Consider the following 24,997-nt stretch of genomic DNA (forward strand, 5'->3'; position numbering starts at 1 on the left):
TCTATTGGGCTGCAAGTAGGGTGGTGGGTCTGCCACTTGGGCGCTCGCCGCTTCCGGCAAGTAGTTCTCCCATGATCTGATCGACGATGATCTTGGGAATTCGTGTGTCCGTATCCGTTGTAGAGGCCTGCACCCGCTCCCAATGCTCAATCGCCGACGCATCGGGGTATCGCTGGGCAAGAATGCGCAGGGCTTCATTGACCGAGACGCGCCGATACAGCTCGTCGCGCACCAGGCGGTCTTCCTTCTTGGTGGTCAGGGCCCACAGCAGGCGCGGTCCCATCAGATTGGTCATGACCGCCCAGCGCTCTTCCTCCCGGAGCATGTACCGGACCAGGAAGCTCGCCCCGCGACCCTTCCGCGGGCCATGCACGTGGCGCTCGAGATCCTTCTTCACCGCATCGCTGAAGCCGAACACGCTCCGCGCCTCCTCGCGCAGTTGCTGGCTGTCGGCATTGAGGATCATGACGGTGGACGCCATGTCCTTCATGCCCTTGAAGTCCTCGAGGAGCTGGGAGACCAGGATGATCTCGAGGCCCCACTTTCGGCCCTCGCGAGCGTCGGAGCGCACCAGCCGGGCGATGCCCTCGGTCCCGCCGGTGAGGTGGTATTCGTCCATGGCAAGACGCTTGGGCGTCTCGGCAATGTCGTCGTAATGCGCCTGCCAGTACGCCTCATAGACCCCGCGGAGGTCTCCGGACGGAAGCGCCATGGACCGGATTTCCTCGGCATACCCGCCGATCTTGGACAGGAAGGCCTGTCGGGCCGCCATGAAGAACAGGCTGTTGTTGCGGTCGGCCTCCTCGCTCTTGTAGCGCTGGACCACGTCCTGCAGGTCGATCGACATGATCCGTGCCTCGCCAAGATCGAGGCGTGAGACGTTGGAAAAGATCGGGTACTTCTCGACGGCGCGTTCGATCGACCGCTGCGCCATCTGCACGAGGAGGGGGGGGAAGTCCTCCCGGATCATGCTTTCGCTGAGAATGGCCGACACATCCTCAAGACGCGGCATCGCATAGCGCTGCGCCCGCATGGCCAGCATCGGCTTGCCGGCCAGCATGAAGCCATCGACAAGTTGCCACCACTTCGTCCTGTCCCGCAGGGGTAGGTCCAGCTCCTCGGCATGGCGATCAAGCTCAGGCTCTATGCCGGCCTGCCAGGCGTTTGCGGCGTTCGTGAACTCGAGGTCCGATTTCGACTTGTAGAGGCGACTGATGACACGCGTGATGAGCTGTTCCGAGAGCTCGGTGCCGGGGCCGCGCAGGCCAAACAGGGTCGAAAGGAAGTTCTCCACGAAGGCCGATTCACGCGGGAGCGGATACCGGCGACCGAGCCCCAGATCCAACGGGTTGATGGCGTGATGCGTGGCGTTTTCGAGACGCACATAGATCGCCTCGTGCTGACGCCCCTCGGGCAGGGCATTCTTCACCACTTGGATGTAGCCGCTCGACGACACCCCCACGTCGATGATGGAGATGAAGGGGAGCCTTCGCCCTCCGCTGTACGCGGTGAAATCATAGTTGAGGCGGTTGAGCAGCACCGACTTGCCGGAACCCGGGGTCGCATAGATCAGCGACAGCCAGAAATTCTGGTCGGCCGAGAAGGCCTCGTGGGGCATCAACTTCCCGTCTGTCGAAAGGAAGACCGACTCCCCTCGGCTGAAAATCGGTGCCGTCCGGTGGAAAGGCAGCATCGCGGCGGCGTGAGACAGGGGCGCAAGCGTTGCCGGCGGCACCACGGCGCGCATCGTCATTCCGGGCACCGTCTCGGCGAGGGCCCGCATCGGATTGTGGGGCGCCTCCATGACCAGGGCGTCGCCCCAGCTCATGAGGGCGCGCACCAGGTAGCTCCGGCGCTGTTCAAGGATTTCCGGCGGCTCGCCCGGCTCGACCCACGTCGTGGCGATGATCCGGGCCTTGCACACGGTGTCCATATCGCGCTCGTGGATCTCCTGCAGGGTGCGCAGCGCCTGGAAGAGGTTCTTGGTAGTCGGGCTCGTCCAGCTCGCCAGGCCGGCGAGCACCTTGCGCAGCCCAAAGCCGCTGGCGCCTTCGATATCCTCGAAGTGGAACGCGATGCGGAACGGCATGCCGGCCGCCCGATGGTTCACGATCGAGGCGATGAGCTGGTTGAAGTGCTGGAGGATCTTCGGAAAGACCGAGACGGCGACCACGGCATAGTTGCGGCCACCCATGGCGATGTTGCGCAGGTTCGCCGATGCGATGGCGCCGCTCGAGAGGATCTGCTGCGCCACCGGCGGCGAGAACAGCTCGCTGGTGTCATCATCCACGGTCGCCTTGGCGCCCGGATACGTCCGCTCGGTCGGGCCGAAGGGCGACCAGCCGTCCGGCGTTTCGTGGTAAAGCACCGCCTTGCGGATCTCGGTGAGATCACGCCGGCGGCCGTCCTCGTCCGGGCCGAGAACACGGACCCTCAGACCGGAGGACTCGAGGGCGTCCACCACTTTCCGCACGGCGGCGGCATGTGGGCCGCTGAGGGCCGCCAGGGCCAGCTGGGAGGGCGTGGCATTGCGCGCCGGCGGCATCGTGCGCCAGCGCTCCGCGTTCTCGGCTCTTTCCCGCTTGACCTCTTCAACCAGGGCCGCCTTGGGCGAGGTCCAGACCGCCATCAGGATGCGCTCCCGGCGCGCGGCGCGCCGGATGATCGCTTCGCCTTCGTCGGTCACGGCCTCGACGCCGAGCTGCTTCAGGTCGGAATTGCGGCGCTGGGCGCCCACGAAGCGCTCCAGATCGTCCTCGATATTGGCGGAGCTTTCATAGGAGATCGTGAGGGAGTGGCCGGCCCGCTTGAGGAGCTGGGAGACACCGCCAACGAAGTGGATCTGGAGCGCGGTCTCGAACTCTTCCCCGGACATGATGGTCCGCACGCCCTCGATTTCGATCAGGGTGCAGTCGGAAGCGTCGTGGCCGTAGAAGACCGGCTCCGTCTCGGAGAAGCCCGCGACATCGCAATACCGATCGACCGCAGCGAAGCCCGCACCGCGGCGGGAGGCCTTGCTGCCGAAAAGACTGCCGAACAGCCCTGCCATCAGCCCTCCTCCTCGATCAGCACGATGAACTGCGTCCGCGCCTCTTCGCTTGCGTCGAACCGCGGCGACGTAATCCCGACCGCCTTGGTGATGAAGTCCGTGAGGATGTGCGCGCGCAGCTCCAGATCCCGGATGACATAGAGCTTGCTCTCGCGAGCCCCGTCCTGGGCGGAGAGCGCCGCGATGGTGAGCTCGAGCCGCCGTCGCACGACGGGGGTCAGGCCAGGCAAGTAGGCGCCCGGCCGGGGGTGCCGGGGGTCACGTCCGGCCTCCCCAGATGAAGGAAGGGTCATGATCCCGCTCCCACGATCAGGAGGGAGGCCTGGCCGGCGATCACTGCGACGATGGTCAGGCCGGCACCGCAGGCAAAGGCCACCAGCCACCCGCCGGGGGCGCCGTCGCCGTTCTGGATAGCCTGGTAGATCTTGAAGAGGGCGAAGGCCGCCATGGCGAGCCCCACTGCGGCCAGCATCACCACCAGCATGGTGAGCAGGTTGGGCATGTCGTCGATCAACCCCTGCAGGATCGACGGGAGCGTTGCCGATGTTCCCAAAGCCCCCTCCCCTACTGCTTGGTTTCAGCGGCGCGCGTGATGGCGGCCGATCGCTGGATCTGGTCGATGGGGATCTGCAGCGGCTCGATGAACACGATGCCGAGGCCCATCGCCGGCGGCGAAGAGATCGTGTTCGGCTTGTTGAACTGCTGGGCCGCGGCGTTCGACAGAGCATTGCCAACCGGCTGCAGAGCGGCCAGGCCCGCCTGCAGGAGCGTCGTCGGTGTCGAATTCGACACGTAGGTCCCGCCGCTCGTGACGACGTAGCCCTGATTGTTCTGGACCAGCTGCTGGCCCACCTGGCCAGCGCCCTGGATCAGGCCGGCGACCAGGAGCCCGGAGTAGCGCTCGAGATAGTGGTAATCGACGTTCTGGGCGACGCCGGTCCTGCCGTCCGTCTCGGTGATGCCGATCCCCTTGATCGGCACCTGGTAGCCGCTGGGCATAATCAGCGAGCTGAAGGTGACGGCCGCCTGTTCGCGGTTATAGGTGATCTGCCCCAGAACGCGGGCGCCATGGAGCGGCCCGACCGCCTGGCCTTCGCGATAGTCGAAGATGGTGGCGAAGATGGGCGCCTGCGGATCGACCGAGTTGAAGCCGCGATCCAGCGTGGCATAGGCCACGTCGCCGCTGCGGGCGGCAAGGACTGCGGGCCCAACCGCGCCGCGGCCACCCTGAGCGTAGCCGCTGCCGCCGGCAACCGCGGCGCCCGAGCCGGCGGCCGGAGCGGGCTGCTGGAAGCTGCGAAGCACGAACCCGCCATCCATTGGCTTGAGGACGGACGTGATCTGGCTTTCGACCCGCTTGCGAAGCTCCTGGTCGGCGAGCGGCTGCGGATAGGCGTAGATGATGGTCGGGCCCTGCTGCGCACCAGCGCCTGAGTAGGTGGCCTGTTGCTGGACCGGCGGCACCGGCGCAGCCGTGGACGAGGTCGTCACCGGAGGCGGCGGAGCCGGCGGCGGCAGGTCCTCACCACGGCGGGGGGCTTCGGACGCCATGATGACGGGCGGCGCGACGTAGCTGCGCTCCTTCGCTTGCGCGGCTTCCGCGCTCTGCGCGTTGGTGGTCGCCCGCTTTGTCGCCTCGCTGGGTGACACGGGCGCCATCGTGTCGTTCTTTGCGACGGGTGCTCCGCCAGCCACCTTGGAAGACGCGACGCCGCCGAGATCATCCCGTTTGCGATCCGTGGCGACATACACCGTGGCGAATAGAACCACGACCGCAGCGGCGGCCCCGGCGAACTTGAGCTTACCGAGCTTCACGGGCCTCTCCTCACAGTCCGATCGTCACAGGGCGCTCTTCGCCGCCGTCGAGCACGACGCGGACGCGAGCCATCGGGGTATTGAAGCGCCAGATGAACTGGCCATCCGTGCCGGCGCCCATGGCGTCGTAAGCCGGGTTGATGACCGTCACCGGCCCCCGGAGATAAAGCCGGCCGTTGTAGAGCCAGGCCGACACCTCGCGCAGGTCCGTCCGCACGGGCTGCGCGCCCTTCGGCGGCACACCGGTCAGGAAGGAATCGAGCTCAGGGTCCACCCCAGGAGGGACAGCCGGCACCGTGTTGTAGGCACGGATCAGGGCCCTGCTCTTGCGTTCGGTCTCATCGATCCGAGCCTGCGCCACGGTCTCCGGGGATGCCCCGGTAAGTCGGACCGTCACGGGCAGGTCCATCTTGCCGGTGCCGAACCCGCTCTGGGCGAGCAGGACGATGGGCGTGCCCAGCCCCTCGAGCGAGACCGAGATGTTGCCGAACGTCTGGTACCTGCAGGGCATCAGCGTGATCGTTGTCGGCCGCTCACCGGTCAGCGCGGCCGGGGCCTGCTGCTGGTTGTTCCCGCACCCGTTGCCATCCTGCGAGAAGGTACGTGGGTCATAAGCGACGCTGGCGATGGGCCAGGGCTTGCCGCGCTTGTCGAGGAAGGTGATGGGGGTCACGACGCCGATGGCGAGGGTGATCTTGTCCGGGACGCGCTTCGAGGCGTCGGCGATCTGGATCACGCGCGGTTCGGCTTCGGGAAGCGTGTCACGCGAAAGGCCAGGCCAGTTAGCGGCCGATTGGGCATTGATGCCCCGGTCTCGCAGATCCTGCACTTCTCCGGGCGTGAGGATGGCCCCCGCCGCGTCCCGCACCACGGCGCCGCGCACCGTGTCCAGTTCCTGCTGCGTAAGCTGCCTGGGGGGCATGTTCCCGGGCTGAGGGCTCGGCGAGCACACATAACCGGGCGGACAGGCGTACATGATCTGCCCCTGAGGTGAAGTCGCCTGCTGCTGGGCGCTTCCCGGCCCGGAGGCGGCGAGCAGGAACCCCGATGCGAGCAGGGCGGCGCGCGATGTGGTGCTCATCGTCATCGGTTGATCCTCGGCACGTTCAACTGGTTCATCTGCCCTGTGAGCAGCTGGGTGGAGGTGACGGCGTCGATCGCGACGCCATTCGGGTTGATCGGAGAGGGTTCGACGCGGACGATAGTGAAGGTCAGCAGACGGTTCTCGCGTTTGCTGTCTGCGTTGGTCTGGTAGTAGATCGTCGTGGGGACTTCGACCTCCCAGAAGTACCGTCCGCCCTTCTTGCCCTCCGCGGCAATATTCGGGGGCGCCATGGTTACGGCTGACACCACCTGATACTGGTCTACGACCTTCTGGACGATGCCGGTGCTCGAAAGCACCGACCGATATTCGTCACGCCCATGGGGTGTGAAGAACTTGTCGAGCGCTGCATTGATGAGAACCCGCCAGTTGGCATAGTCGAACGTGTTGATCTGCACCGCCGCGGTTGCCGCGAGATCCTTGAGCCGGGCCTGGCTCACGCTGGGCTCGTCCAGCGGCGTGGCGGCGCACACCGCGTTCGCGTCGGAAGTCCACAGGAACTGCTTGACGGGGAACCGCCAGATGATCGCGTAGCCCAGCAGGAGGTTGAGGATGATGCTGAAGAACAGCCCCGCACCGAGCACGCTCATCATCGACCACAGGTACTTTTTGAGGGTCTCGCGGACGTAGAGTTCCTCCGAGATCCGCTCCTTCGACTTGTTTCCGGACAAGGTCTCTCTGGCGCTCATTGCGCACCTCCGCTGCGCGCGCGAAAGGGCGTGGCCTGGCAGCCGGCGACGCCGCCATCCGCCACAAAGGGCAGTGCATCGGCCGCGGCAACGATGCGTCCGGCCAGAACGACGTTGATGAACACGGAGGCCACCAAGGCTCCGAGCAGGATCGAGGCGGCACCGCCGAGCCGTATGACGCCGGCGGCCGCAGCCGATGGCGGCTGCGGCAGGCGCTCAGACGGAAATCCGAAGGATGGGAACCTGGGCACGGCCACGTGCGTCACCCCCGATAGATGCGGGTGAGCTTGGCGAGAATGTCCGGGTCGTAGCCGACGTAGATCGTGACCTGCCCATCCGGCCGCGGCACCAGAAACGTGGGAACGCCCAGCTGGGGGCTCCCGGCCGATTTCAGCATCTGCGTGATCTGCGCAAAGGCCTCGAAAGAGCCCCCGAGCTGCGCATCAAGTTCGGGCGAAGGCCCGGCGGCAGGGAGGGCGTCGCCGCCGAAGGACTTCTTGAGTGCCAACCTGCGATCTGGCGCCTGCAGGATCGACCGGGCGCGCGCATTGCCATCGGCCACATCTCCGAGGGCCGCCACCGGTATCCAGTTGACCGGTAGCTTGCCCGCCAATGCGTCATAGGCCTTGTGGCAGTACGGGCAGCGTGGATCGAAGAACACCTGGATGGCCTTCGCCGGCGGAACAGCCTGGCCGTCGAAATCCTGGACCGAAGGCAACTTCGCGATCAGCTCGAGCACGCGCCCCGAGACCTCGGCGTCGGTGAGGAGCCGCGCATTCGGGTCGTTGGTGGCGACCAAGGCATTGGCGGCCGAAGGAGCCTGCGGCGCTTCGGGGGCGCGGACCAGCGCCGGCGGCGCTGCCGGCGGCGGCGCAAGGCGCGGTTCGGCGGCATAGGAACCGGGAGTACCGTATGCGGGCGGAACATAGGCGCCCGGAGCACCGCCATAGGCCGGCTGAAAGGAAGGCGCCGGGCGCTCGTAATTGCGGTTGTGCGCTTCCGAGCCCTTCTCCCACGGACCGAACGCGTAGATCGCCAACCCCACCGCGACCACGGACGGCAGGACGGAAGTCAGCCAGCTCAGCTTGACCTTGATGACGAATTCACCCTTGCCCGCCCCCGGAGACAGAGGGAGAGCGGCGGGCTCGACGGCGTGCGGATCAGCTTGCGACATGAGCACTCCAAGCGGTTAGCGCTGTTCAGCCTTGTTTTTATCCGATATTCGCCACCTGTCCAACCGTTCATCAACGTTTATCATGTCTATGCGCGCCTTTGCGCGCGTCTAAATTGTCACTGAGGCCACCTCAATGAAGCTGCTGCCGCCCTTACCGCGAATCGGTCTGCTCGCCGCCGTGCGCCGCACGGAGCTTCGTATCGAACGAATGAAGGGCCGCGCCGGGGTCTGCCCGGCGTGCGGAGAGCTGATGCGCCTCGACACGGACGGCGCAGAAACGCATTGCCCAAATCAGTCGTGTGAATGGGGGCCTTCCGGTGCAACTGGGCGGACATCCCCGCAGCTTCGTCGCGATCTCCAACAAAATCAGTCGGTTAACCGCTCCATTGTGGTGCGAAAACACCGTTCCTTAGCGAGCGGGATCGTGCTATCCATGTGTTCGGTGATGATCGCCGGTTCGCTGTGGGCCATGCACACTCGATCTGGATCAACGATGGTCATCGTCCTCGTGTTGCCGTTTTTGATGCTCCCACTCGCTGTCAAGTCGTGGCTTGACGCATGGAGGCTCGATAACGGATACCGAGGAATGCCGCTCGCGCGTGCCATACGTGGCTTGATCGCCCAATGTATCGGTGCTGGACAGGGGAGTGCCGGTCGAAAGGAATGAGGACTCTATGATCGACACCTCGACTTCCTTGAAAAGAAGGAAGGACCAGGCGGACCTGAATGACGTGGTGCTGAGGTTGAAGGCCTGGTGGCGGGGCCAAACCTCCCTCACACGGGAGGAGACGATGGCTATCGTCGAATTCCAGCTGTTCAGCACCGATGAGGACAATGTCAGGGATCTGGTTCCGGCCCATGCCGGTCAGCCGCAGTTCCCGGACCTGTCCAACGGGTCGGCGCAGCAGCCGGAGCCACCCGAAGCTCTCGAAGGGTCCTTGGCCGGAGCATCCGTTGACGAACGGATTCGCAAAACCGTCTACAAGGACAGACTTTACTGCCTCGAGTGCGGGAAGCCGTTCAAGATCCTGCGGCGCCACCTGCGCCAATCGCACAATATGTCCCCGATCGACTACGTGAACCGCTGGGGCCTTCCTTACGATTACCCCATGGTGGCGGAGGATCATCATAACGCTCGGCAGGAGCAGATGTTCAACACCATCAAGAAGCGGGGTTCGCCGCTGGGCATGCGTCCCGCGGCTGGCTCGGAAGAGGCGGGGGCCATCAAGGCCGAGAAGAAGCCGCGCGGCAGAGCCGGCGGCCGCAAGAGCGACGATTGACGCTGTTTCTGCACCGCCCTTACTGGAGGGCGGTGCAGACATTTGACAGCCCGACCGAAATGCCGAGGGTGTTCGTTAGGATCGTCGAAACGTCCGTGATGAAGAACGTCAGCACTCCCCCCACGAAATAAAGCATCGGCGAACCTGAGCGCTGGGCCATTCCCCCGCCGGATGCGTTGTCGTGAAGGATGGCGCCAGCCTTGAACCACGCGATCACGCCCACGAGCATGAACAGGTACGACACGGCCACTCTGATCTGGTCGCAGTAACTGTTGCCCGACGAGCTCGAATAGTTGAAAAGGGCCTCCGTGTTCGTCCCGCCGGCAACGAAGGTGTTGGCCGCGATCCACAGCAGTGCAGGCGCCACGATCATGGCGCCCCCCAGCATCAGGCGGATGAAGCCGCCGAAGATGCTCGGCTGCCGGTTGGAGAACCGGTTGTCGCCGGCCGCGAGGATGTAGATGTCGATCATCCCTCGGCCCGAGACCCAGACGCCGAAGATCGCGCCGAGCAACAGCGTCAGCTGAACGCCAAGAGTGAAGCTCGAGCTTGCGTTGATGAGAACCTGACCGAGATCCAAAGTCCCCTCCCCTATTCCGGAGCGCCGCCGGCGGCGGCAGCAGGAGCAGCCTCGTGGGACTCCTGCCGGCTGCGCGCCCTGGTAGCGGCCGCCCTGGCCTTGTCGGCTCGCGAGGCGGAAAAGCTCGGAGCGTTCATAGGATAGGACGCTGGCAGGCCCCACTTTGCCCGGTAGTCGGCCGGGGTCATGCCCATCGCCGTGAGGTGCTTGGTCAACGTGAGGAATTTGCGGCCCGTCTCGAGGCAGACGATGTGGTCAGGAAAGACCGACTTGTCGATGGGGACGGCGGGAGTTGGCCCCTGCCGCCCCTGGGGAAGGTCCGCCTTCTTCAAAGCCGTGTGGACGGCTTCAACGAATCCCGGCAGATCGCTCGCGTTGAGCGGGTTCTTCTGCAGGAAGGCACAGACGATATCCTTCGCATAGGTGAGGACCGTCAGTTCGGAGTTGGACGTTGGCATTGTTGGTTTTCTCGTGGGATGCCGTTATTTGAGCGCCTTGGGCGCCGCTGCTTTCTGCTCGATCACCTCCAAGCGTTCCTCCAGGTCTTTGACCCGCTGAAACAGCTCGTCGATCCGGGTGTCCCTCGGATCGGCCTCGGGCGTCGGCGCCACATAGGCGGCGCTGGGCGGCGGCGCTCGATATGAGAAGCCTGGCTGACCGGGCTTTGAACCGACCTCGGACGCCGGTCCCGCGGCCGCCGGCGGCAAGCCCATCAGCACCGCACCGGCAAGCGCGAGAGCCAGCCCGGCACACCGCCGACTTCGGGGCACCCTCTCCCCTGCCCTCCTCCCGTAATCACTACCGTGTCGCCCCATCCACCTCCTCCACCAGCAAATGCGCCATCGCGCTGTCCATCTGGGCCTGGTAGGCCAGCGCTGAGGACTGAGCCGTCTGCGCGAGCTCAGCAGTGGTCTGCTTCGCAAGCTCCACGACGACGCCGCGCCGCTCCTGGCCGGCCATGGTTGCAGCGAAGCCCTCGCTTCCCGATCTGTTGGTGGCCTGGCTATCCAGGGCCGCGTCTGATGAGCCAGTGCCCGTGGTGCTGGCAAGACGAGGGTTCTCGAATGTCGTTTGGTCGGGCGAGCAGGTTCGCGGAAGGGTCTGGCTGCGCCACCCGCCCATCTGGGGCCCATAGACAGCCGGCTGACCGCCCGAGCCGTCGAACGGGATCTGGTGGTCGAGGAACGGCTCGGGGTTCACGAGGTACCACGCGGTGGGCATCGCGCTCTTGATCTGGTCAGCCGTCAACGGCGTGCCGGATTTACCGGCCCCCTCGCGCCAGACACGCCCTGCTGCGCCGCTCCCCTGCAACGCATCGCCTCGCATCATCGCGCCCAGGTGGAGATGAACCGGACAGTTCGCGAGGCCCGAACATCCCATCTCGCCGATCTGCTGGCCTGCCGACACGCTCTTGCCGTTCAGCTCGGTCAGGACACGGCGCATGTGCATGTAGAGGAATCGCATGTCGCCAGACGTGACGGTCGCATAGTTGCCGGCGCCTCGGGCTTGGTAGCTGAAATTGACCGTGCCGTTGGTCCCCGAGAGGATGGGATCGCCCATGCCTGCGCTGTTCGTGATGTCGAGGCCCTGATGCCAACCGGCGGAGGCTCGTCCGGTACGGTCCACCCCGTAGGGTGAGACGATCTTCTCTCCGCCGCCGGAATTGGTTCGGTGGACGAGACAGGTCGCAGCTTCGGCGACGCCGATGATTGAGACCGCGCCGGCAAGCGCTATGATGGCCGAAATTGCTCGCATGGTAAGCTTGAATTTAACGAGTTCATCGCGGCGATCAACGGCTTATGTGCCGCTTATCGCGGTTGATCGTAATTTATCGGCAGTCATCGGTGCGCGCCGCTGTCCCAGCGCCCTCGCTGGTGGCCGCACTGCCGGACACGAGTAGCGCCAGGGCGGGGAGCGCCCGATGCCCGGCCGCTCTCTCCGGATATCTCTGGATATCCTTGGATATGTGGGAAATATATCCATAGCTTTCCCACCTTGCCGATCTTTCCCACCTTGCCTAGATGGCCAATACGGCCCGCCTTGCCCATCTTGTCCGCCTTGCCGATATCGCCAAGCCTGCCCGCCTTGCCGAGATTGGCAAGGTCGTATAGATTGCCCAGCTATGCTAGCTTGCCTAGCTTGCCTATCTTGCCAGCTCATGTGGCTGGCCTACGGAGCGCATGGAATGGCCGTGATCGTCTTCGCCAACTCAAAGGGCGGCGCCGGGAAATCAACGACCGCGCTGGTCGTCGCCTCAACCCTGGCCGAACAGGGCCTGCGGGTTTGCATCCTTGACTGTGACCCCAACCGCCCGCTGTCGGCGTGGAAGGCGCTTGCCAAGACCAAATCGAACCTGGTCGTCATGGACGACGTTACGGAAGAGAACCTGTTCAAAGTCATCAAGGAGGTCGCGGACCCCAGGGCAGGGGGCTACGACCACGTCATCGTGGATCTCGAGGGAACGGCATCGCTTCTGGTCTCGCGTGCAATCTCTCGCGCCAACCTGGTCATCATCCCCATGCAGGCGTCGCCGCTGGACACGGATCAGGCGGCCCGGGCGACAAACCTGATCGTGCAGGAGGAAGAGCACCTGGAGCGTCCCATCCCCTATGTCGTCGCGTTCACCCGGACATCTACGGCGATCGCGACCCGGATCGAACGGACCGTCCGGCGGGCACTGCAGGACGCACACATCCCCGTGCTCGACACCCATCTGAATGACCGAGCGGCTTTCAAGCAGCAGTTCCTGGACGGCCTGACGGTCTATGAGCTCGATTCCGAGCACGTGAGCAATCTCGCCGCGGCTCAGAAGAACGCACGGCTCTTCACCGCCGAAGTCATGACGGCGCTGACGGGAGAAAAGTTCGACGCCGAGGCTATTATGGAAGAGGTCGCCTGATGAGCGACAGTCCGCGCTTCAAATTCGCGACGAAACCCGTCGTCGCCCCACCGCCCGAACCCACGCCGGAACAGGCAGCCAAGCTCGATGAAGTCGCGCGCCAGGCCGGCTTCCAAAGCCGGCAACCGGCCAACGACTTGGAAAAGCCGGTAATCCCGCCCCCCGAGAGGCGGGCCGCGCCGGCTGCCCCCCTGCTAACGCCCAAGAAGCGCGTATCGCGGCGCGATCCCGACATGCCTTCGCACCAGGTCTACGTCAAAGGGCCCATGGATCAGGTCAATCGCTTCGTCACCTACTGTGACGACAATAGGCTGACGTATATCGACGCCATCGTTCAGCTTCTCGACATGGCCGAGGGCAAGTCCAAGTAGGTCTGCGTACCACTTCAGCACGAGACAGAAGGCGCCCCAACGGGCGCCTTTTTGTTTGCCCCGACCGCAAACACACCGCACGCGATTTCATCGGATGACATCGGATGATATTGGATTACATCGGATGATATTGGATTACATCGGATTGCATCGGCGCCGCCCCCATGCGCCGCAAGACCGGCGCTCCGCCAGCACCGGCCGCGCCTAAGCGGCAAAAAAAATGGCGGAGCCGAAGCTCCGCCAGTGATTGCGCAAGAAGGGGAAACGCTCAGAGGTCCGGTCACTCCAATTCTCGAGGGGCGGTCAGCTGAGACAAAAACCGCACAACACCTCAGCAATCAAACAATCGCGGCCTCATCGCGGCTTGTCAACATGCTTGTGTAGACTTATGCATGGTTTATCATCGTTTATCGCCCTTCACGGGCCCATGCGCGAGCGATGCAATGCGACTGCTCATTGTCGAAAGTCCGAATAAAACCAAGAAGATACAGCAGTTCCTCGGAGACGGCTGGACCGTGGCCGCGAGCTTCGGCCACATTCGTGACCTGCCGGTGGACGCCGTGGGCGTCAGCGCGCCGGATTATCGGCCCAGCTACATCGTCCCTCCAAAGAGCAAGGATCACGTCCAGCGCCTCCGCCAACTGGCGGAAAGGGCAACCGAAGTTTTCCTCGCCACCGACCCGGACCGCGAAGGCGAGGCCATCTCCTGGCATATTCAGCAGGCATTGAAGCTCAAGGCGCCCAAGCGGGTCACGTTCACCGAGATCACGGAAAAGGCCGTCACCGCGGCCGTTCGCTCCCCCCGAACCATCGACGATGACCTGGTGCGCGCCCAGGAGGCGCGGCGTGTCCTTGACCGCCTGGTGGGTTACGAGGTGTCCCCAATCCTGACGCGGGCCGTGGGAACGGGCGCGAGCGCGGGCCGTGTCCAGAGCCCTGCCGTGCGCCTCGTGGTGGACCGGGAAGAGCAGATCGAGAAATTCCGCAAGACGAACCATTTCGGCGCCCGCGTCGTGTTCGACGGCGGCGCGTGGAACGCCGAGTGGGATACCAAGCCCTTTCTGAAGTCCGGCGAGGAATATCTCCTCGACAAGGGCCGGGCCACCCTGGCGGCAGGTTGCCGGGACTTCAAGGTCATCAGCAGCGACAAGAAGCCGGTCCAGCGCCAGCCGTCGCCGCCGTTCACCACATCGACCCTCCTGCAGGCCGCTTCGGCCAGGCTGGGATTCAAGCCGGAATTCACCCAGGGCCTCGCCCAGAAGCTGTTCGAGGGCGGCCATATCACCTACCATCGGACGGACAGCCAGAACCTCTCCGACGAGGCCATCGCGGAGATCCGCGCGCTCGCCGCCGACCGTAACTGGCCCCTCCCGCCGTCGCCGCGCAGATGGGGATCGAAGGAGGGCGCGCAGGAAGCCCACGAGGCTATTCGGCCGACGCATTGGGAAAACGAAGCCGCCGGCGACGATGCCGACCAGCAGCGCCTCTACGCCCTGATCTGGCAGCGTGCCGCGGCGTGCCAGCTCGCTCCCGCCGAGTATTTCGCGACGACGAACGTGCTCGAGGCGCAGAACGGACCCGACACGTACCTGTTCACGGCGCGCGGGCGCGTGCTCAAGGCGCCCGGCTTCCTCGTGCTCACGATGAAAGAGGGCGAGGAGGAAGAGGAGGACGGCGACAAGGGCGGGGAGGGGAGTGGGGGAGCCGTGCCCATCCTGCAGCCCGGCAGCAGGAAGACCGCGGACAGCGGCGAAGTCCTCGCCAAGGAGACCAAGCCTCCGTCCCGGTACACCCAGGCGACGCTCATCAAGGAGCTCGAGAAGGAAGGCATCGGGCGGCCGTCCACCTACGCCTCGATCCTGGCGACGATCATCACCAAGCGCCAGTACGTCGCGGAGCAGAAGAAATATCTCGTGCCGACCCCGCTGGGGCGCATGGTGGTGAGCGCGCTCAAGGGCAAGTTCTCATTCGTTGAGCTCGACTTCACCCGCGACGCGGAGGAACAGCTCGACCAGATCGCGCAGGGCAAGGCCCAATACCAGCCCGTGATCGCCGGCATGCACGCGCGCCTGCACCAGGAAATGGGCGCCATGGGCTACGATCCCAACGCGCCGTTCCCCCCCTCCGAAAAGCAGGCCTCATTCGCTCGGACGATCGCCGAGATCCTGGGTCTGTCCCTCTCGGAAGACGCGCTGGCCAGCGCGGCACTGCTGAAGGCCTTCATCGACGACAACATCAAGAAGTACAACGGCGTCAAGGATGCCGCCTTTACGCAACGCATGTCCGCCGAGCCGGCCTCTGAGAAGCAGATCGCCGCCATCACGAAGGCAATCGCTGACAAGCAGGTGGAGCCTCCGGACGGGTGGCCTTCCATCACCAAGCTCGCGGCCTCCCAGCTACTCGACAAGATCATGGGCTCACGGTCCGGCGGGACCGACCGCAAGGGCTCCTCGAGCGGGGCGCGCAAGAGCTCCGCTGCGGGCAAGGGCAGGGGAGGGGGGCGAACGGGCGGCCGGGCCACGTCCTCGAGCTCATCCGGCGAAGCCCGCTATGCCTCGGACAAGCAGATGGACCTGCTGCGTACTCTTGTCAGCGACAAGAAAGTCCCGGCCCCGGCGGGCTGGCCGGACAAGGTCCTCATGTCGGACGCCAGTGCCGCGATCGACAAGGTTTTCAAAAGCAGGAAGGGAAGCTCGAAATGAACGCGGTTCAGGCCGTGTGGCCGGCGCCGGCGCGCCGGTCCTTCGGACAACGCCTGCTGAAGGCGTCGCCCCTGGTGATGAGGACCGAGCAGGTGGAGGAGGGCCGGCTGGCCCGCTGCGCCTCCTGCTGGAGCTCAGACATCATGCTGGTCGAGCAGGGCCGGCTCGTGATCCCCGGATTGCCGTCCGAGCTTCACGGCCGTGTCGAGGCCTCCTTCACCGACTATGGCTGCCCCTGCGGCGCGCACTCTCACCAGCTCACGCTGGCCTGCGTCAGCGTCCCAGATCCTTGCGGCATCGGACACTGCTCGCCCGAGGACCTGGTGCAAGAGCCCGACGCCATCGAACACTTCCACGCCGCCGCGGAAAGCGGCGAGGAATGGGTCATCACCCGGCGACACTACCGAACCGGGCGGATGCCGTGTGGCGGGGCTGCGCTGCTGCCGCGCGGGCCGTTCGTCGCGGATCTGCACCGCTTCGGACCTCTCAAGGGAACCATGCGGCGCCTGGGCACCAGCGCCGGCGCCATCAAGCTCATGGAGCGCCTTGCTCCGGCCGCCGGGCGCTTTTTGCACGCCCAGCCGTCTAGCCGCTGAAAATTTTCGTGTAGCCGGGAGAACCCACCATGCTCTCATCCCACAACCGACCGCTCGCTCTGCAGCCGGATGATCCATCCGCAGGCCTGACTGCCCAGGAATTGCGGGCGCGTGCCCGTGAAGTGCATCAGCGCCTCCGCCCGGTGCAAACGCCTCGCGTCCGCCCGAGGGCGGCGGTCCCGGTTGCCCGCCCCCTTCCGGAGCTGATCGTGCGGGGCATGCAGAACGACGCAGCCCTGGCGGCGATCGAAATGCTGGCGGCGCGCAAGATCCCGGGGCCCCTGTACATCTGGGGCGGGCGCGGTCTCGGCAAGACCACGATCGCCCAGGCCTCGGCGGCGATCTGCCCCGCGGCCAAGGTCATTGACGATGCGGATCGATGGCACGAGATCGCTGCATGCGCATTGATCGATCGGGGTCCGCTCATCCTGACCGGACCGAGGCCGCCGGGGCAGCTCGAGCAAGGCGAGCTGGGCACGTTGCTGACCCACGCCCTGGTGGTGGAGCTCCGCCCGTTCGATCGGGACTTCGCCCTGGCGCTCGCCACCAACATGATTACCGCCCAGCAGTTGCACACCCCCAGCCTTCAGGTTCCGCCCGCGGTGCTCGATACCGTGGTGAATGTCCCCGACCTTGATGGCCACAAGCTGGCTGGGCTGCTCAAGGGTCTCGCCTTTGCCGCGGCGCGCGGAGAAGAGCTGACGCCGGCCACTGTGGAGCGCCTGCGCAACGACCTCATCGACCCGCACGCTGTCGACTCGCGCATCACGATCCGTCTGATCCAGCGCGTCGTGGCGGAGCATTTCGGCATCACAACCAGCGTCCTCATATCCCATCGTCGGCACAAGACCATCGTTGAGCCGCGACAGATCGCCGTGGCGCTCTGCAAGCGCATGACGCCCCGGTCCATGCCGGAGATCGGTCGCATGTTTTTGCGCGACCACACCACCATCCTGCACGCAATCCGCAAGCTCGATGGCCTCGAGGTCAGCTCGCCGGAGATGCGCAGGCTGCTGGCCCTTCTGGCCCAGAAGGTGCGCCGTCAGGCCGATGCCGACGCCATGGCCCGCTACGCAAGCGAGGACGCATGACCATGCAGATGGACCTCGTGAGAGAAATCCGCGTCGGCTACATGGCCTGCGGCTCGGGCTTCGGCGCCCATGGCTTCCGGAAGGGCGATGCCCGGGTGGGAAACCTGCGGGCGAAATTCCGCAACATCGGCGGAATCGACAATGACCCGGCGGCGATCCGCGATTTCGAGCGCTTCGCCGGCGTTAAGGGCACGCTGCTCGACCTCATGTCCCTCGAGCAGTACCGGGATTTCCACGGCCACGAGCCGCCCCCGGGCTGGCAAGAGATCACGATCGCCGATGTGCATCGCGCCATGGGCTACGAGCGGCCCCACATCTGGTTCACGTCTTCGCCGTGCAAGGGCTTCTCCGGCCTGCTTTCGGAGCGCCTGTCCCTGTCGCCGAAGTACCAGGCCCTCAACGGGCTGGCGCTGCGCTCCATCTGGCTGGCGCTCGAGGCGTACAAGGATGATCCGGCGGAATTCTTCTTGTTCGAGAACGTGCCCCGCATCGCGACGCGCGGGCGCGGCCTGATCGACCAGATCATTGCCCTGCTCGAGGCCTATGACTATGCCGTCGCCGAGACGGTCTACGACTGCGGCGAGCTCGGGGGCCTCGCCCAGACCCGCAAGCGCTACCTGCTGGCGGCGCGCCACCGCAAGAAGGTTCCGCCCTATCTCTACCAGCCCTCGAAGCGCCGCCTGCGCGGCGTCGGCGAAGTGCTGGATCTTCTGCCCCTGCCCGGTGATGAGCGGGCCGGCCCCATGCACCGGATGCCGGCCCTGCAATGGAAGACATGGGTTCGCCTTGCCTTCGTCGAGGCTGGCTCCGACTGGCGCTCGCTCAATCGGCTTCGCGTCGAGAACGGCCACCTCGCCGACTTCGGCATCTTCCCCGATCGGAGCTGGCGCGATGGCACGCTCGGCGTGCTCCCGTGGGACGCCAGCAGCGGCACGGTCACGGCGCAGGCCGAGGCCACCACCGGCCGGTTTTCGGTGGCGGACCCGCGCACCAGCAGCAGCTGGGAAGGGGCGGGTTTCCTCGGCGTGAAGGAATGGGACAATCCCTCTGTCGCGATCAGCGGCAACGGCCGGCCCGGCGCCGGTGCATTCAGCATCGCCGACCCGCGCGTGAATGGGCATGCGAAGTCCGTTCAGCTCGGCGTGCGCCGGTGGGAAGATCCCGCGCCGGTCGTGAAGGGCGACGTGTCGGTGGGCACCGGACCCTATGCGATCTGCGACCCGCGCATCCCCGGTCCGCCGCGCTTCAACAACGTGTTCCGCATCGTGCCCTGGAACAGCACCGCGCCGGCGGTGGCCGGGCCGGGCGGCCCTGCAGGCGGCCTCGCCGTCGCCGATCCCCGCACCGGCGGCACCGAGGCGACCCACACCAACAAATTCTCGGTGGGTGGCTGGGACGAGCCCGCATCCGCCGTGATCGGGACCAACCGCGGCCCGGGATCAGGGGCGGGGTGTGTCGCCGATCCGCGCGCCGCCGCCGGCTTCGGCGGTGGCGGCAAGTATCGCGTGACCCATTACGAGGAGCCCGCCGGCAGCGTCATCGGTGCCAGCACCACGGGGCAGGGGGCTTTCGCCGTGGCCGACCCCCGGCCCACCGGCCTGCAGAGCGAGACCCGGAGCGCGCACAGCTACAACAGCCAGGGCCATTACGGGGTCATGGGCTGGGCTGACACCAGCGTCGCCGTGCCGGGCTACGCCAAGTATGACCGAGGCAAATGGTCCGTTGCGGACCCGCGCACGCCCCTGCAGGACGCAGGCGCTGACGAATGCCCCGCTGCCCTGCCTCAGCCCAATGATCGCCTGGTGGCGGTCATCCACGCTCAGGATGGCACCTGGCACAGGCCCTTCACCACCCTCGAGCTCGCCGCCCTGCAGTCCCTCTTCGATCCGGAGGAGTGGCAGAGCTTCGAGATGGACGGCAAGTCCGACAGCGCTTGGCGCGAGCGGATTGGCAATGCCGTGCCGCCGGCGGCGGCGCAGACCCTCGCCGGCGTCTTCGGCCGGACCCTGCTCCTCGCCTGGAGCGGGGAAACCTTCCTGCTGTCGAGCGACCCGATCTGGGTCCAGCCCCTGACGATCGCCCTTTCCGTGGACACTCCGGAGCTTGCGTCATGACAACGGCTTCACGTTCCCGCCGGCGCTGGTCCGCCACCGCCATGGACAACGACATCATCAAGATCCTGTCGGATCGCACCGATGCCATGACCTATGTCATCCGCAACATCCTGGCCAAAGGCAGCTTCCGTAAGCCTGGCTCCGACCTCAGCGAGTGGCACGGGATCACCACCGCCCGCGTGCTCACGGCGTGCCGGCGCCTCCAGCGCGCCGGCGACCTCGAGGAGGAGGCATCGAACTATCTCACCCAGAAGTGCTGGAAGCTTTCGGCCGCCGGCGGCGCGCGCACCGCCGGCAGCGCTCCGGCAGCGGCTGCGGCTTGAGGAGACGGCTATGGGCGAGATCACTTCCATCAGCTGGACGGATGCCACCTGGAACCCCTGGACGGGCTGCCAGAAGGTCTCCCCGGGCTGCGACGGCTGCTATGCGGAACACCTCATGGAACGGCGTTTCGGCCGGGTCGAATGGGGACCTCATGGAGAGCGGCGCCAGGCCGCGAAACGCACCTTCCGGCTGCCGTATCGGCTTGACCGGAAAGCGGCCAAACGCGGTGAGCGTCCGTTCGTCTTCCCCCTCTCCCTGGGCGACATCTTCGACAATCGCGCGCCGGAGCCGCTGCGGCGCGCCGTGTTCGACGTGATGCGGGAGACCCCCAACCTCCTCTACCTCGCGCTCACCAAGCGCCCGGGCAACATCATCCCCATGGCCGAGGCCGCCGGCGGCCTGCCGCCGAACGTGGCGCTGGGCACGAGCTGCGAGGACCAGGTTCGCTTCGATCAGCGCATGCCCCAGCTCGTCGAGGCCCAGGGCGCCCTGGGATCGGCCTTCCTTTTCGTCTCGATCGAGCCGTTCCTCAGCGAGATCGACGCGTCCCGCCATATCGATCAGCTGCAGTGGATCATCACCGGCGGGCCGACCGATCAGGGACCCTACAAGGCTCCGCCCCTCAACCCGCGCTGGGCCGTCCAGCTGCGCGACCAGGCGGCTGCGGCGGGCGTCGCCTTCCACCACAAGCAGAATGGCGAATGGCTCCCGGCCGAGGATGCCAAACGGCTTGGCATGAAGGGCAGTGAGACGGTGCATCCTTGGAAGTGGGGTCCCGCCATGGTCCGTGTCGGCCGGCGCCAGGCCGGACGGCTCCTCGAGGGTCGTATCCACGACTCTCGCCCCGAGGCCGCGAGGCTCGCCGCATGACCAGACCGGCCCGCATCCAGCTGCAGCGGCGCGCCGGCTGGCGCATGCCTCCGAACACAGTGAAGGTGGACCGCGCCACCCGGCTCGGGAACCCGTTCGTCATCGTCAACGACACGCCCGACGAGCGCGCTGCAAGCGTCCGGCGCTTCGCCATCTGCATGACGCAGCCGGCCACGTGGCAGCGCCACGCATGCCTCGCCATCGCGCGCGGCGGCCGCGCTGGCGAGGGCTACTTCCTCGACATCAAGACGCGGCTTCCGGATCTCCGGGGCCGAAACCTCGCGTGCTGGTGCCGGCTCTGTGCCGCGCACCAGGCGGGCAAGCCCTTCGGCGTCAGCTGCACGGCATGCGCACCGTGCCATGCGGACGTGCTCGGCGAGCTCGCCAATGGCCTGAGATGCGAAGCGCTGGCCACCAGCGCGGCGGCTTAACCGGAAACGACAGGGGGGCATGATGCACGTCACATTCGCGCACTTCGCGGCCACCTTCCACGACGCCATCGAGCGCGGCGCATTCCAGCGCACGCCCGGTCCTGCGGCTGCACGCGCCGACAGCCTCGGCCGTGGCCTCGTGGCCCTCGGGCGCCAGGCGCACCGCTGCGGCGTCGAACTGTCCCCGATCGACTATCTCGAGCTGCGCCACATCGAGAACCTGCTCTGGTTCGGCGTGCTGCGCACCAGGCAGGGCTTGCGGGTGGAGCTGGAGCGTTCCGAGCTTCCGCGCTTTCTCGCCCCGGTGCAGGTGCTGCAGAGCTATGTGCTCGATCTGCCGTCCCACCGGACCTGTCCGCTCGAGCAGCCCCATCCGGCCGATGGCCGGCTGGACGCTCATTTCCGGCGTGTGATTGCCGGCGATTCCGTCGAGGTTTCGCCGTGGGCGCTGCGCGCCGCAGCGAGCTTCGTCATCTGCCAGTGTGTCCGCACCGAGATCGAGGAGAGGGTTCAGGTCGCCCGCGTGCAGGTGTGCGAACAGCACGCCTATAGCGCGGCGACGCTCATCGAGAAGCTGCGGTACTCCGAAATTCTCTATGCCATGCCGAGGGGGCGCTGCTGATGGCTTTCCACGTTCGTAATGACGCAACAGAGCGGGCCGTTCGCGCCCTTTCGCGCAAGCTCGGTGTCGGCCTGACGGAGGCCGTCAAGGTCGCCGTGGAGAACGAGCTGAAGCGCCAGGTCAACGAGATGAGCCTGCGCGACCGGATCAAGCCGCTGCAGGAGCAGATCGGCCTCGGCAAGGCCAACGGAGGCCACGCATGATCGTCTATGTCACCGGAACCGCGATTGCGGAGATCCTTGCAGACGGACCCGAGGCGCTGGACCTGACGACGGCGATCGAGGCCGCCAAGAAGGTGTTCACCAGCTCGGCCGCCATCTACCAGGCCGCGACGATCTTGATGGACCGCCACGGACTCGACGCCAAAATGGCGATGCACGGCGCGGAGAGCTTCGCGCGGCTCGCCGGCATCAAGGTTCTGCCCACAACCGACCAGGTATATTTCGATGCGCTCACCGCTCGTGAGCAGCAGCGCCGGCCGGGCTCCAACGAGCCCCCGGACGAAAACGCCCTTCTCGACATGGCCATGTGCCAGCAGTTCCGCTTTCCCCCGCGGCTGCTGACGGCGGAGGGGAGCGCGTCCGCGCGATGACAACCCCCGAAGCGCTCCCGGCCGCCCACGGCCTTCCTACGCGACCAGCGTGGCCGTTCCCGACGCTGACACCGATGAAGTACGGCAAAATTCTCGCCGACCCGGCATGGCAGTACACGATGCGCTCCGCGAAGGGTTACGAGAAGAGCCCCGAGAAGCACTATCGGACCATGCCGCTGCCCGAAATGATGCAGCTGCCGGTCTCCCACCTCGCGACCGACGACTGCCTCCTGGTGATGTGGAGCACCTGGCCGCACCTGAACCAGGCCATGCGGCTCATGGATGTTTGGGGTTTCAAGTACAAGACGGGGGGGGCATGGGTCAAAAGGACCAAATACGGCAAGGCGTGCTTCGGCACGGGGTACATCTTCCGGTCCTCGACGGAACCCTTTCTGGTGGGCACCATCGGCAAGCCGACGATTTACGTGAAAAACCAACGCAATTTGATCGAAACCGAGGACTGGATTGAAACCGACGACTACAGTCTGATCGAAAGCCACATCGACTATCTGCGCCGGGAGCACTCACGCAAGCCCCCGCAGATGCACAAGATCCTCGAGCGGATGAGACCGGAGCATTTTGGCGCCGAGCTCTTCGCAACAGAGGTGATAAGCGGCTATGACGCGTGGGGCGATCAGATCGGCAAGTTTGATGACCCCTTCAAATCGTTGAAAAAGGTCAGGGACAACGATGATGAAACAGGCAAAGCGGGCAGGGTTGATCGCGGCCGCCGTATGGGCGCTGGTGGGGGCGGCAGCAACCGCCCAGGGCGCCGGCGCGCCGCCGGCACCGATGGAGCCGGGCAAGTGGGTGGTCTCCCAATCGAATGAAGAGCCCAAGACGGACGCCGAGCGCAAAGCCATGTGCTCGAACCCGGTGGCATGGGTCGAGATCTCCGACAAGAGCTGGATCGAGGGCGATTCGGGTGGCCGCCGCGTCTGCGCGCTGCCCAAGTGGACCGCGAAGGGAACGACCTATCGGGCTCCGCCCCTCAAGTGCAAGCCGGCCGCCGAGGCCGATGGTGACGGGGATGGATCGGTAAGCGTTCTCGTGAAGGGCCCGAATGCAGTCGAGATCAACAACGCCCTGTTCGTCCGCTGCAACTGAACGACCCCACCAACAAAGAAGGCGCCGCGGGACTCCCGCGGCGCCTTTTCATTTGTGACCTCGCGCCGTAGCGCCGGCCGAGTTGTCCGCCGATCTAGAGGCCGAGAAGCGCAGCCACACCGCGAAACGCGCGCACCTGGCGCAGAACGAGGGCGTTCTGGACGTAGAGGGTGCGCCGGGCCGCCGCGAAGTCCGAAAGCGGGGTGCCGGCGGCCTCCTGGCGCGCCACTTGACCCGCCCGCCGGCGGGCCCAGGCATCGAGATCGCGATCGTCGGCCGTGATGGCAATCCGGAATTCTGCTGCCTCCTCATGCGACATCTGGATTGGCCGCCGCGGCCTCGAGGCCGCGTGGCCCGGCAGATTGCTGACCACCTCGGCGAGCGGCCGCGAGATGCAGGCGAGCTCGAGGCTGGCGAGGACCGCAGGCGCGTCGCTGCGCAAGTCGATAAAGGTGCCGTCCCCCTTGGTGAGGCGGCTGAAAGACACCAGATTGTCGATCCGATCCACATGGAAGAGGTCCATGCGCTCGGACGGACTGTCGCCCACCAGGCCGGCCGCCTCGAGAGCGCAAAGCACCGGCACGATCGCGCCGCAGAGCATCAGCGCGCGTTCGCGCTGCACATCATGGGACAGTCCGGGAGGCTGATAGGTCATTTCGGATCTCCGGGTGGAGCAGCGGAAGGCAAGAAAAAAGGGCGGTCCCGGAGGACCGCCCTTTCAGTTTCTCTGGCAAGCAAGGGGGTTAGGTCAGGGGCCAGAGGGGAGGACTGAGAGCTCAGAACTTGTAGCCGACGCCGAGGCGGGCGGTCAGGAAGTCGGGCGAGAACTGGATCTTCGCGCCGGCGGCGGGCACGCCGATGGAGGCGTTCTGCGTGTTGATGGTGTAGTCGCCTTCCAGGCGGACCGTCCAGTTGTTGGCGATCAGGGTTTCGAGGCCGAGGCCGACGAGGACACCGTTGCGATAGCCGTCGTTGTAGGTCACGCCGGGCAGGGTGTAGATGTTGTTGATGTTGGCGTCGGTGAACGCCCAGCCGACCTTGGCGAAGAGCAGCGAGGACGGGGTCAGCAGATAGCCGCCACGGGCGGAGATCGCGAACTGCCAGTCCGACTTCAGGAAGGTGCTGTTCAGGCCGTTGTTGTTGGAGAAGGACTGGTTGAGCCAGTTGGCCTCGCCTTCGAGGCCGAACACCCAGCTCTGCGCGACCTGCCAGTTGTAGCCCAGGTACAGGCCGGCCGAGAACGAGCTGGAGCCGTATTCGCCCACGTTGGTGGTGTAGCCGAACTGCTCCACGTTGAAGGGGGTCGAACCGAAGGTCGCACCCACCGCGCCGCCGATATAGAAGCCGGTCCAGCTCATCACGGGAACGGGCGGCGCCAGCGGAGCCTTGATCGGATAGGTGGCGAGATCCGCGGCGGTGGCGGGGGCGGCAAGCGCGCCCAGGGCGGCCACGGCGATGAGCGATGCGGCGAACAGGTGCTTCATAAGAGGAATTCCCTTGCGATCCGGCCAGACTGACCCTGACCCTTCGCAAATCTGCGGCGATCTCCGGAACGAATCAAGGCTTATTGTGGCTTATCGACGTTGATC

30 protein-coding genes are annotated in these 24,997 nt (G+C 65.7%); 16 read left to right on the top strand and 14 right to left on the bottom strand.

Annotated elements, in window-relative coordinates:
* Nucleotide 1: 1 nt before the first annotated feature.
* The 8 genes from V5F74_RS24655 to V5F74_RS24690 all read right to left on the bottom strand — a co-directional run bounded on the left by V5F74_RS24655 (nucleotide 2) and on the right by V5F74_RS24690 (nucleotide 7,829).
* Entirely contained in the window at nucleotides 2–3,049 is a 3,048-nt protein-coding gene (locus V5F74_RS24655) for a hypothetical protein (RefSeq protein WP_394010331.1), read from the bottom strand.
* Nucleotides 3,049–3,342: a hypothetical protein gene (locus tag V5F74_RS24660; RefSeq protein WP_394010332.1), complete on the bottom strand. Its 294-nt coding sequence runs from the start codon at nucleotides 3,340–3,342 to the stop codon at nucleotides 3,049–3,051. The genes V5F74_RS24655 and V5F74_RS24660 overlap by 1 nt, the downstream gene beginning before the upstream one ends.
* A complete protein-coding gene (locus tag V5F74_RS24665) occupies nucleotides 3,339–3,602 on the bottom strand; it encodes a hypothetical protein (RefSeq protein ID WP_203197071.1) in 264 nt (87 codons plus the stop codon). Before V5F74_RS24665 ends, V5F74_RS24660 begins: the two co-directional genes overlap by 4 nt.
* Before the next feature lie 11 nt (nucleotides 3,603–3,613).
* Entirely contained in the window at nucleotides 3,614–4,864 is a 1,251-nt protein-coding gene (locus V5F74_RS24670) for a DotG/IcmE/VirB10 family protein (RefSeq protein WP_203197072.1), read from the bottom strand.
* A gap of 10 nt (nucleotides 4,865–4,874) precedes the next feature.
* On the bottom strand, nucleotides 4,875–5,951 hold the full coding sequence (locus V5F74_RS24675) for a DotH/IcmK family type IV secretion protein (protein WP_394010333.1): 1,077 nt from the start codon (nucleotides 5,949–5,951) through the stop codon (nucleotides 4,875–4,877).
* A complete protein-coding gene (locus V5F74_RS24680) occupies nucleotides 5,948–6,655 on the bottom strand; it encodes a DotI/IcmL family type IV secretion protein (RefSeq protein ID WP_203197074.1) in 708 nt (235 codons plus the stop codon). Before V5F74_RS24680 ends, V5F74_RS24675 begins: the two co-directional genes overlap by 4 nt.
* Nucleotides 6,652–6,780: a hypothetical protein gene (locus V5F74_RS24685; protein WP_394010334.1), complete on the bottom strand. Its 129-nt coding sequence runs from the start codon at nucleotides 6,778–6,780 to the stop codon at nucleotides 6,652–6,654. Before V5F74_RS24685 ends, V5F74_RS24680 begins: the two co-directional genes overlap by 4 nt.
* 137 nt (nucleotides 6,781–6,917) lie before the next feature.
* Nucleotides 6,918–7,829 carry a hypothetical protein gene (locus V5F74_RS24690; protein ID WP_394010335.1) on the bottom strand — a complete coding sequence of 304 codons (912 nt, stop codon included), beginning with the start codon at nucleotides 7,827–7,829 and terminating at the stop codon, nucleotides 6,918–6,920.
* A gap of 133 nt (nucleotides 7,830–7,962) precedes the next feature.
* Here V5F74_RS24690 and V5F74_RS24695 point away from each other — a divergent pair, with 133 nt between their 5' ends.
* Nucleotides 7,963–8,496, top strand: coding sequence for a hypothetical protein (locus tag V5F74_RS24695; protein WP_394010336.1), 534 nt, complete (start codon nucleotides 7,963–7,965; stop codon nucleotides 8,494–8,496).
* 7 nt (nucleotides 8,497–8,503) lie between these two features.
* Nucleotides 8,504–9,109: a MucR family transcriptional regulator gene (locus V5F74_RS24700; protein WP_394010337.1), complete on the top strand. Its 606-nt coding sequence runs from the start codon at nucleotides 8,504–8,506 to the stop codon at nucleotides 9,107–9,109.
* A gap of 19 nt (nucleotides 9,110–9,128) precedes the next feature.
* On the opposite strand, the gene V5F74_RS24705 is transcribed toward V5F74_RS24700, so the two are convergent.
* The 4 genes from V5F74_RS24705 to V5F74_RS24720 form a co-directional block, all read right to left on the bottom strand.
* Nucleotides 9,129–9,689, bottom strand: coding sequence for a hypothetical protein (locus tag V5F74_RS24705; RefSeq protein WP_394010338.1), 561 nt, complete (start codon nucleotides 9,687–9,689; stop codon nucleotides 9,129–9,131).
* An 11-nt stretch (nucleotides 9,690–9,700) separates the two neighbouring features.
* Nucleotides 9,701–10,147 carry a MucR family transcriptional regulator gene (locus V5F74_RS24710; protein WP_394010339.1) on the bottom strand — a complete coding sequence of 149 codons (447 nt, stop codon included), beginning with the start codon at nucleotides 10,145–10,147 and terminating at the stop codon, nucleotides 9,701–9,703.
* Between the two features lie 24 nt (nucleotides 10,148–10,171).
* Nucleotides 10,172–10,402, bottom strand: a complete 231-nt coding sequence (locus V5F74_RS24715; RefSeq protein ID WP_394010340.1) for a hypothetical protein — start codon at nucleotides 10,400–10,402, stop codon at nucleotides 10,172–10,174.
* An 85-nt stretch (nucleotides 10,403–10,487) separates the two neighbouring features.
* Nucleotides 10,488–11,444 (bottom strand): M23 family metallopeptidase, encoded by a 957-nt coding sequence (locus V5F74_RS24720; RefSeq protein ID WP_394010341.1) that lies wholly within the window; start codon nucleotides 11,442–11,444, stop codon nucleotides 10,488–10,490.
* A gap of 430 nt (nucleotides 11,445–11,874) precedes the next feature.
* Here V5F74_RS24720 and V5F74_RS24725 point away from each other — a divergent pair, with 430 nt between their 5' ends.
* The 14 genes from V5F74_RS24725 to V5F74_RS24790 all read left to right on the top strand — a co-directional run bounded on the left by V5F74_RS24725 (nucleotide 11,875) and on the right by V5F74_RS24790 (nucleotide 23,408).
* A complete protein-coding gene (locus tag V5F74_RS24725) occupies nucleotides 11,875–12,588 on the top strand; it encodes a division plane positioning ATPase MipZ (protein WP_394010342.1) in 714 nt (237 codons plus the stop codon).
* The gene (locus V5F74_RS24730; RefSeq protein ID WP_394010343.1) at nucleotides 12,588–12,959 is read left to right on the top strand and encodes a hypothetical protein; all 372 of its coding nucleotides are present in this window, start codon (nucleotides 12,588–12,590) and stop codon (nucleotides 12,957–12,959) included. The genes V5F74_RS24725 and V5F74_RS24730 overlap by 1 nt, the downstream gene beginning before the upstream one ends.
* Before the next feature lie 443 nt (nucleotides 12,960–13,402).
* Nucleotides 13,403–15,661: a type I DNA topoisomerase gene (topA, locus tag V5F74_RS24735; protein ID WP_394010345.1), complete on the top strand. Its 2,259-nt coding sequence runs from the start codon at nucleotides 13,403–13,405 to the stop codon at nucleotides 15,659–15,661.
* Nucleotides 15,658–16,257, top strand: coding sequence for a hypothetical protein (locus tag V5F74_RS24740; protein ID WP_394010346.1), 600 nt, complete (start codon nucleotides 15,658–15,660; stop codon nucleotides 16,255–16,257). Before topA ends, V5F74_RS24740 begins: the two co-directional genes overlap by 4 nt.
* Nucleotides 16,258–16,475: 218 nt before the next feature.
* Nucleotides 16,476–17,348 (top strand): helix-turn-helix domain-containing protein, encoded by an 873-nt coding sequence (locus V5F74_RS24745; RefSeq protein ID WP_394010347.1) that lies wholly within the window; start codon nucleotides 16,476–16,478, stop codon nucleotides 17,346–17,348.
* Entirely contained in the window at nucleotides 17,345–19,462 is a 2,118-nt protein-coding gene (locus V5F74_RS24750) for a DNA cytosine methyltransferase (protein ID WP_394010348.1), read from the top strand. Before V5F74_RS24745 ends, V5F74_RS24750 begins: the two co-directional genes overlap by 4 nt.
* Nucleotides 19,459–19,785: a hypothetical protein gene (locus tag V5F74_RS24755; protein ID WP_394010349.1), complete on the top strand. Its 327-nt coding sequence runs from the start codon at nucleotides 19,459–19,461 to the stop codon at nucleotides 19,783–19,785. The genes V5F74_RS24750 and V5F74_RS24755 overlap by 4 nt, the downstream gene beginning before the upstream one ends.
* 10 nt (nucleotides 19,786–19,795) lie before the next feature.
* Nucleotides 19,796–20,656 carry a DUF5131 family protein gene (locus V5F74_RS24760; RefSeq protein ID WP_394010351.1) on the top strand — a complete coding sequence of 287 codons (861 nt, stop codon included), beginning with the start codon at nucleotides 19,796–19,798 and terminating at the stop codon, nucleotides 20,654–20,656.
* Entirely contained in the window at nucleotides 20,653–21,087 is a 435-nt protein-coding gene (locus V5F74_RS24765; protein ID WP_394010352.1) for a DUF4326 domain-containing protein, read from the top strand. Before V5F74_RS24760 ends, V5F74_RS24765 begins: the two co-directional genes overlap by 4 nt.
* A 19-nt stretch (nucleotides 21,088–21,106) precedes the next feature.
* A complete protein-coding gene (locus V5F74_RS24770; protein WP_394010353.1) occupies nucleotides 21,107–21,709 on the top strand; it encodes a hypothetical protein in 603 nt (200 codons plus the stop codon).
* The gene (locus V5F74_RS24775; protein ID WP_394010355.1) at nucleotides 21,709–21,912 is read left to right on the top strand and encodes a type II toxin-antitoxin system VapB family antitoxin; all 204 of its coding nucleotides are present in this window, start codon (nucleotides 21,709–21,711) and stop codon (nucleotides 21,910–21,912) included. Before V5F74_RS24770 ends, V5F74_RS24775 begins: the two co-directional genes overlap by 1 nt.
* Nucleotides 21,909–22,301, top strand: a complete 393-nt coding sequence (locus tag V5F74_RS24780) for a type II toxin-antitoxin system VapC family toxin (RefSeq protein ID WP_394010356.1) — start codon at nucleotides 21,909–21,911, stop codon at nucleotides 22,299–22,301. Before V5F74_RS24775 ends, V5F74_RS24780 begins: the two co-directional genes overlap by 4 nt.
* On the top strand, nucleotides 22,298–23,131 hold the full coding sequence (locus V5F74_RS24785; protein WP_203196950.1) for an MT-A70 family methyltransferase: 834 nt from the start codon (nucleotides 22,298–22,300) through the stop codon (nucleotides 23,129–23,131). Before V5F74_RS24780 ends, V5F74_RS24785 begins: the two co-directional genes overlap by 4 nt.
* A complete protein-coding gene (locus V5F74_RS24790; RefSeq protein WP_394010357.1) occupies nucleotides 23,112–23,408 on the top strand; it encodes a hypothetical protein in 297 nt (98 codons plus the stop codon). The genes V5F74_RS24785 and V5F74_RS24790 overlap by 20 nt, the downstream gene beginning before the upstream one ends.
* Nucleotides 23,409–23,502: 94 nt before the next feature.
* Here V5F74_RS24790 and V5F74_RS24795 read toward each other — a convergent pair whose 3' ends face one another.
* Nucleotides 23,503–24,063 carry a hypothetical protein gene (locus V5F74_RS24795; RefSeq protein ID WP_394010358.1) on the bottom strand — a complete coding sequence of 187 codons (561 nt, stop codon included), beginning with the start codon at nucleotides 24,061–24,063 and terminating at the stop codon, nucleotides 23,503–23,505.
* Nucleotides 24,064–24,184: 121 nt separating this feature from the next.
* A complete protein-coding gene (locus V5F74_RS24800) occupies nucleotides 24,185–24,892 on the bottom strand; it encodes an outer membrane protein (RefSeq protein WP_394010359.1) in 708 nt (235 codons plus the stop codon).
* Nucleotides 24,893–24,997: the final 105 nt, after the last annotated feature.

Origin of the sequence: Xanthobacter aminoxidans (assembly GCF_043193615.1) — a bacterium.
In the GTDB taxonomy this organism is placed as follows: Bacteria; Pseudomonadota; Alphaproteobacteria; order Rhizobiales; family Xanthobacteraceae; genus Xanthobacter; species Xanthobacter aminoxidans.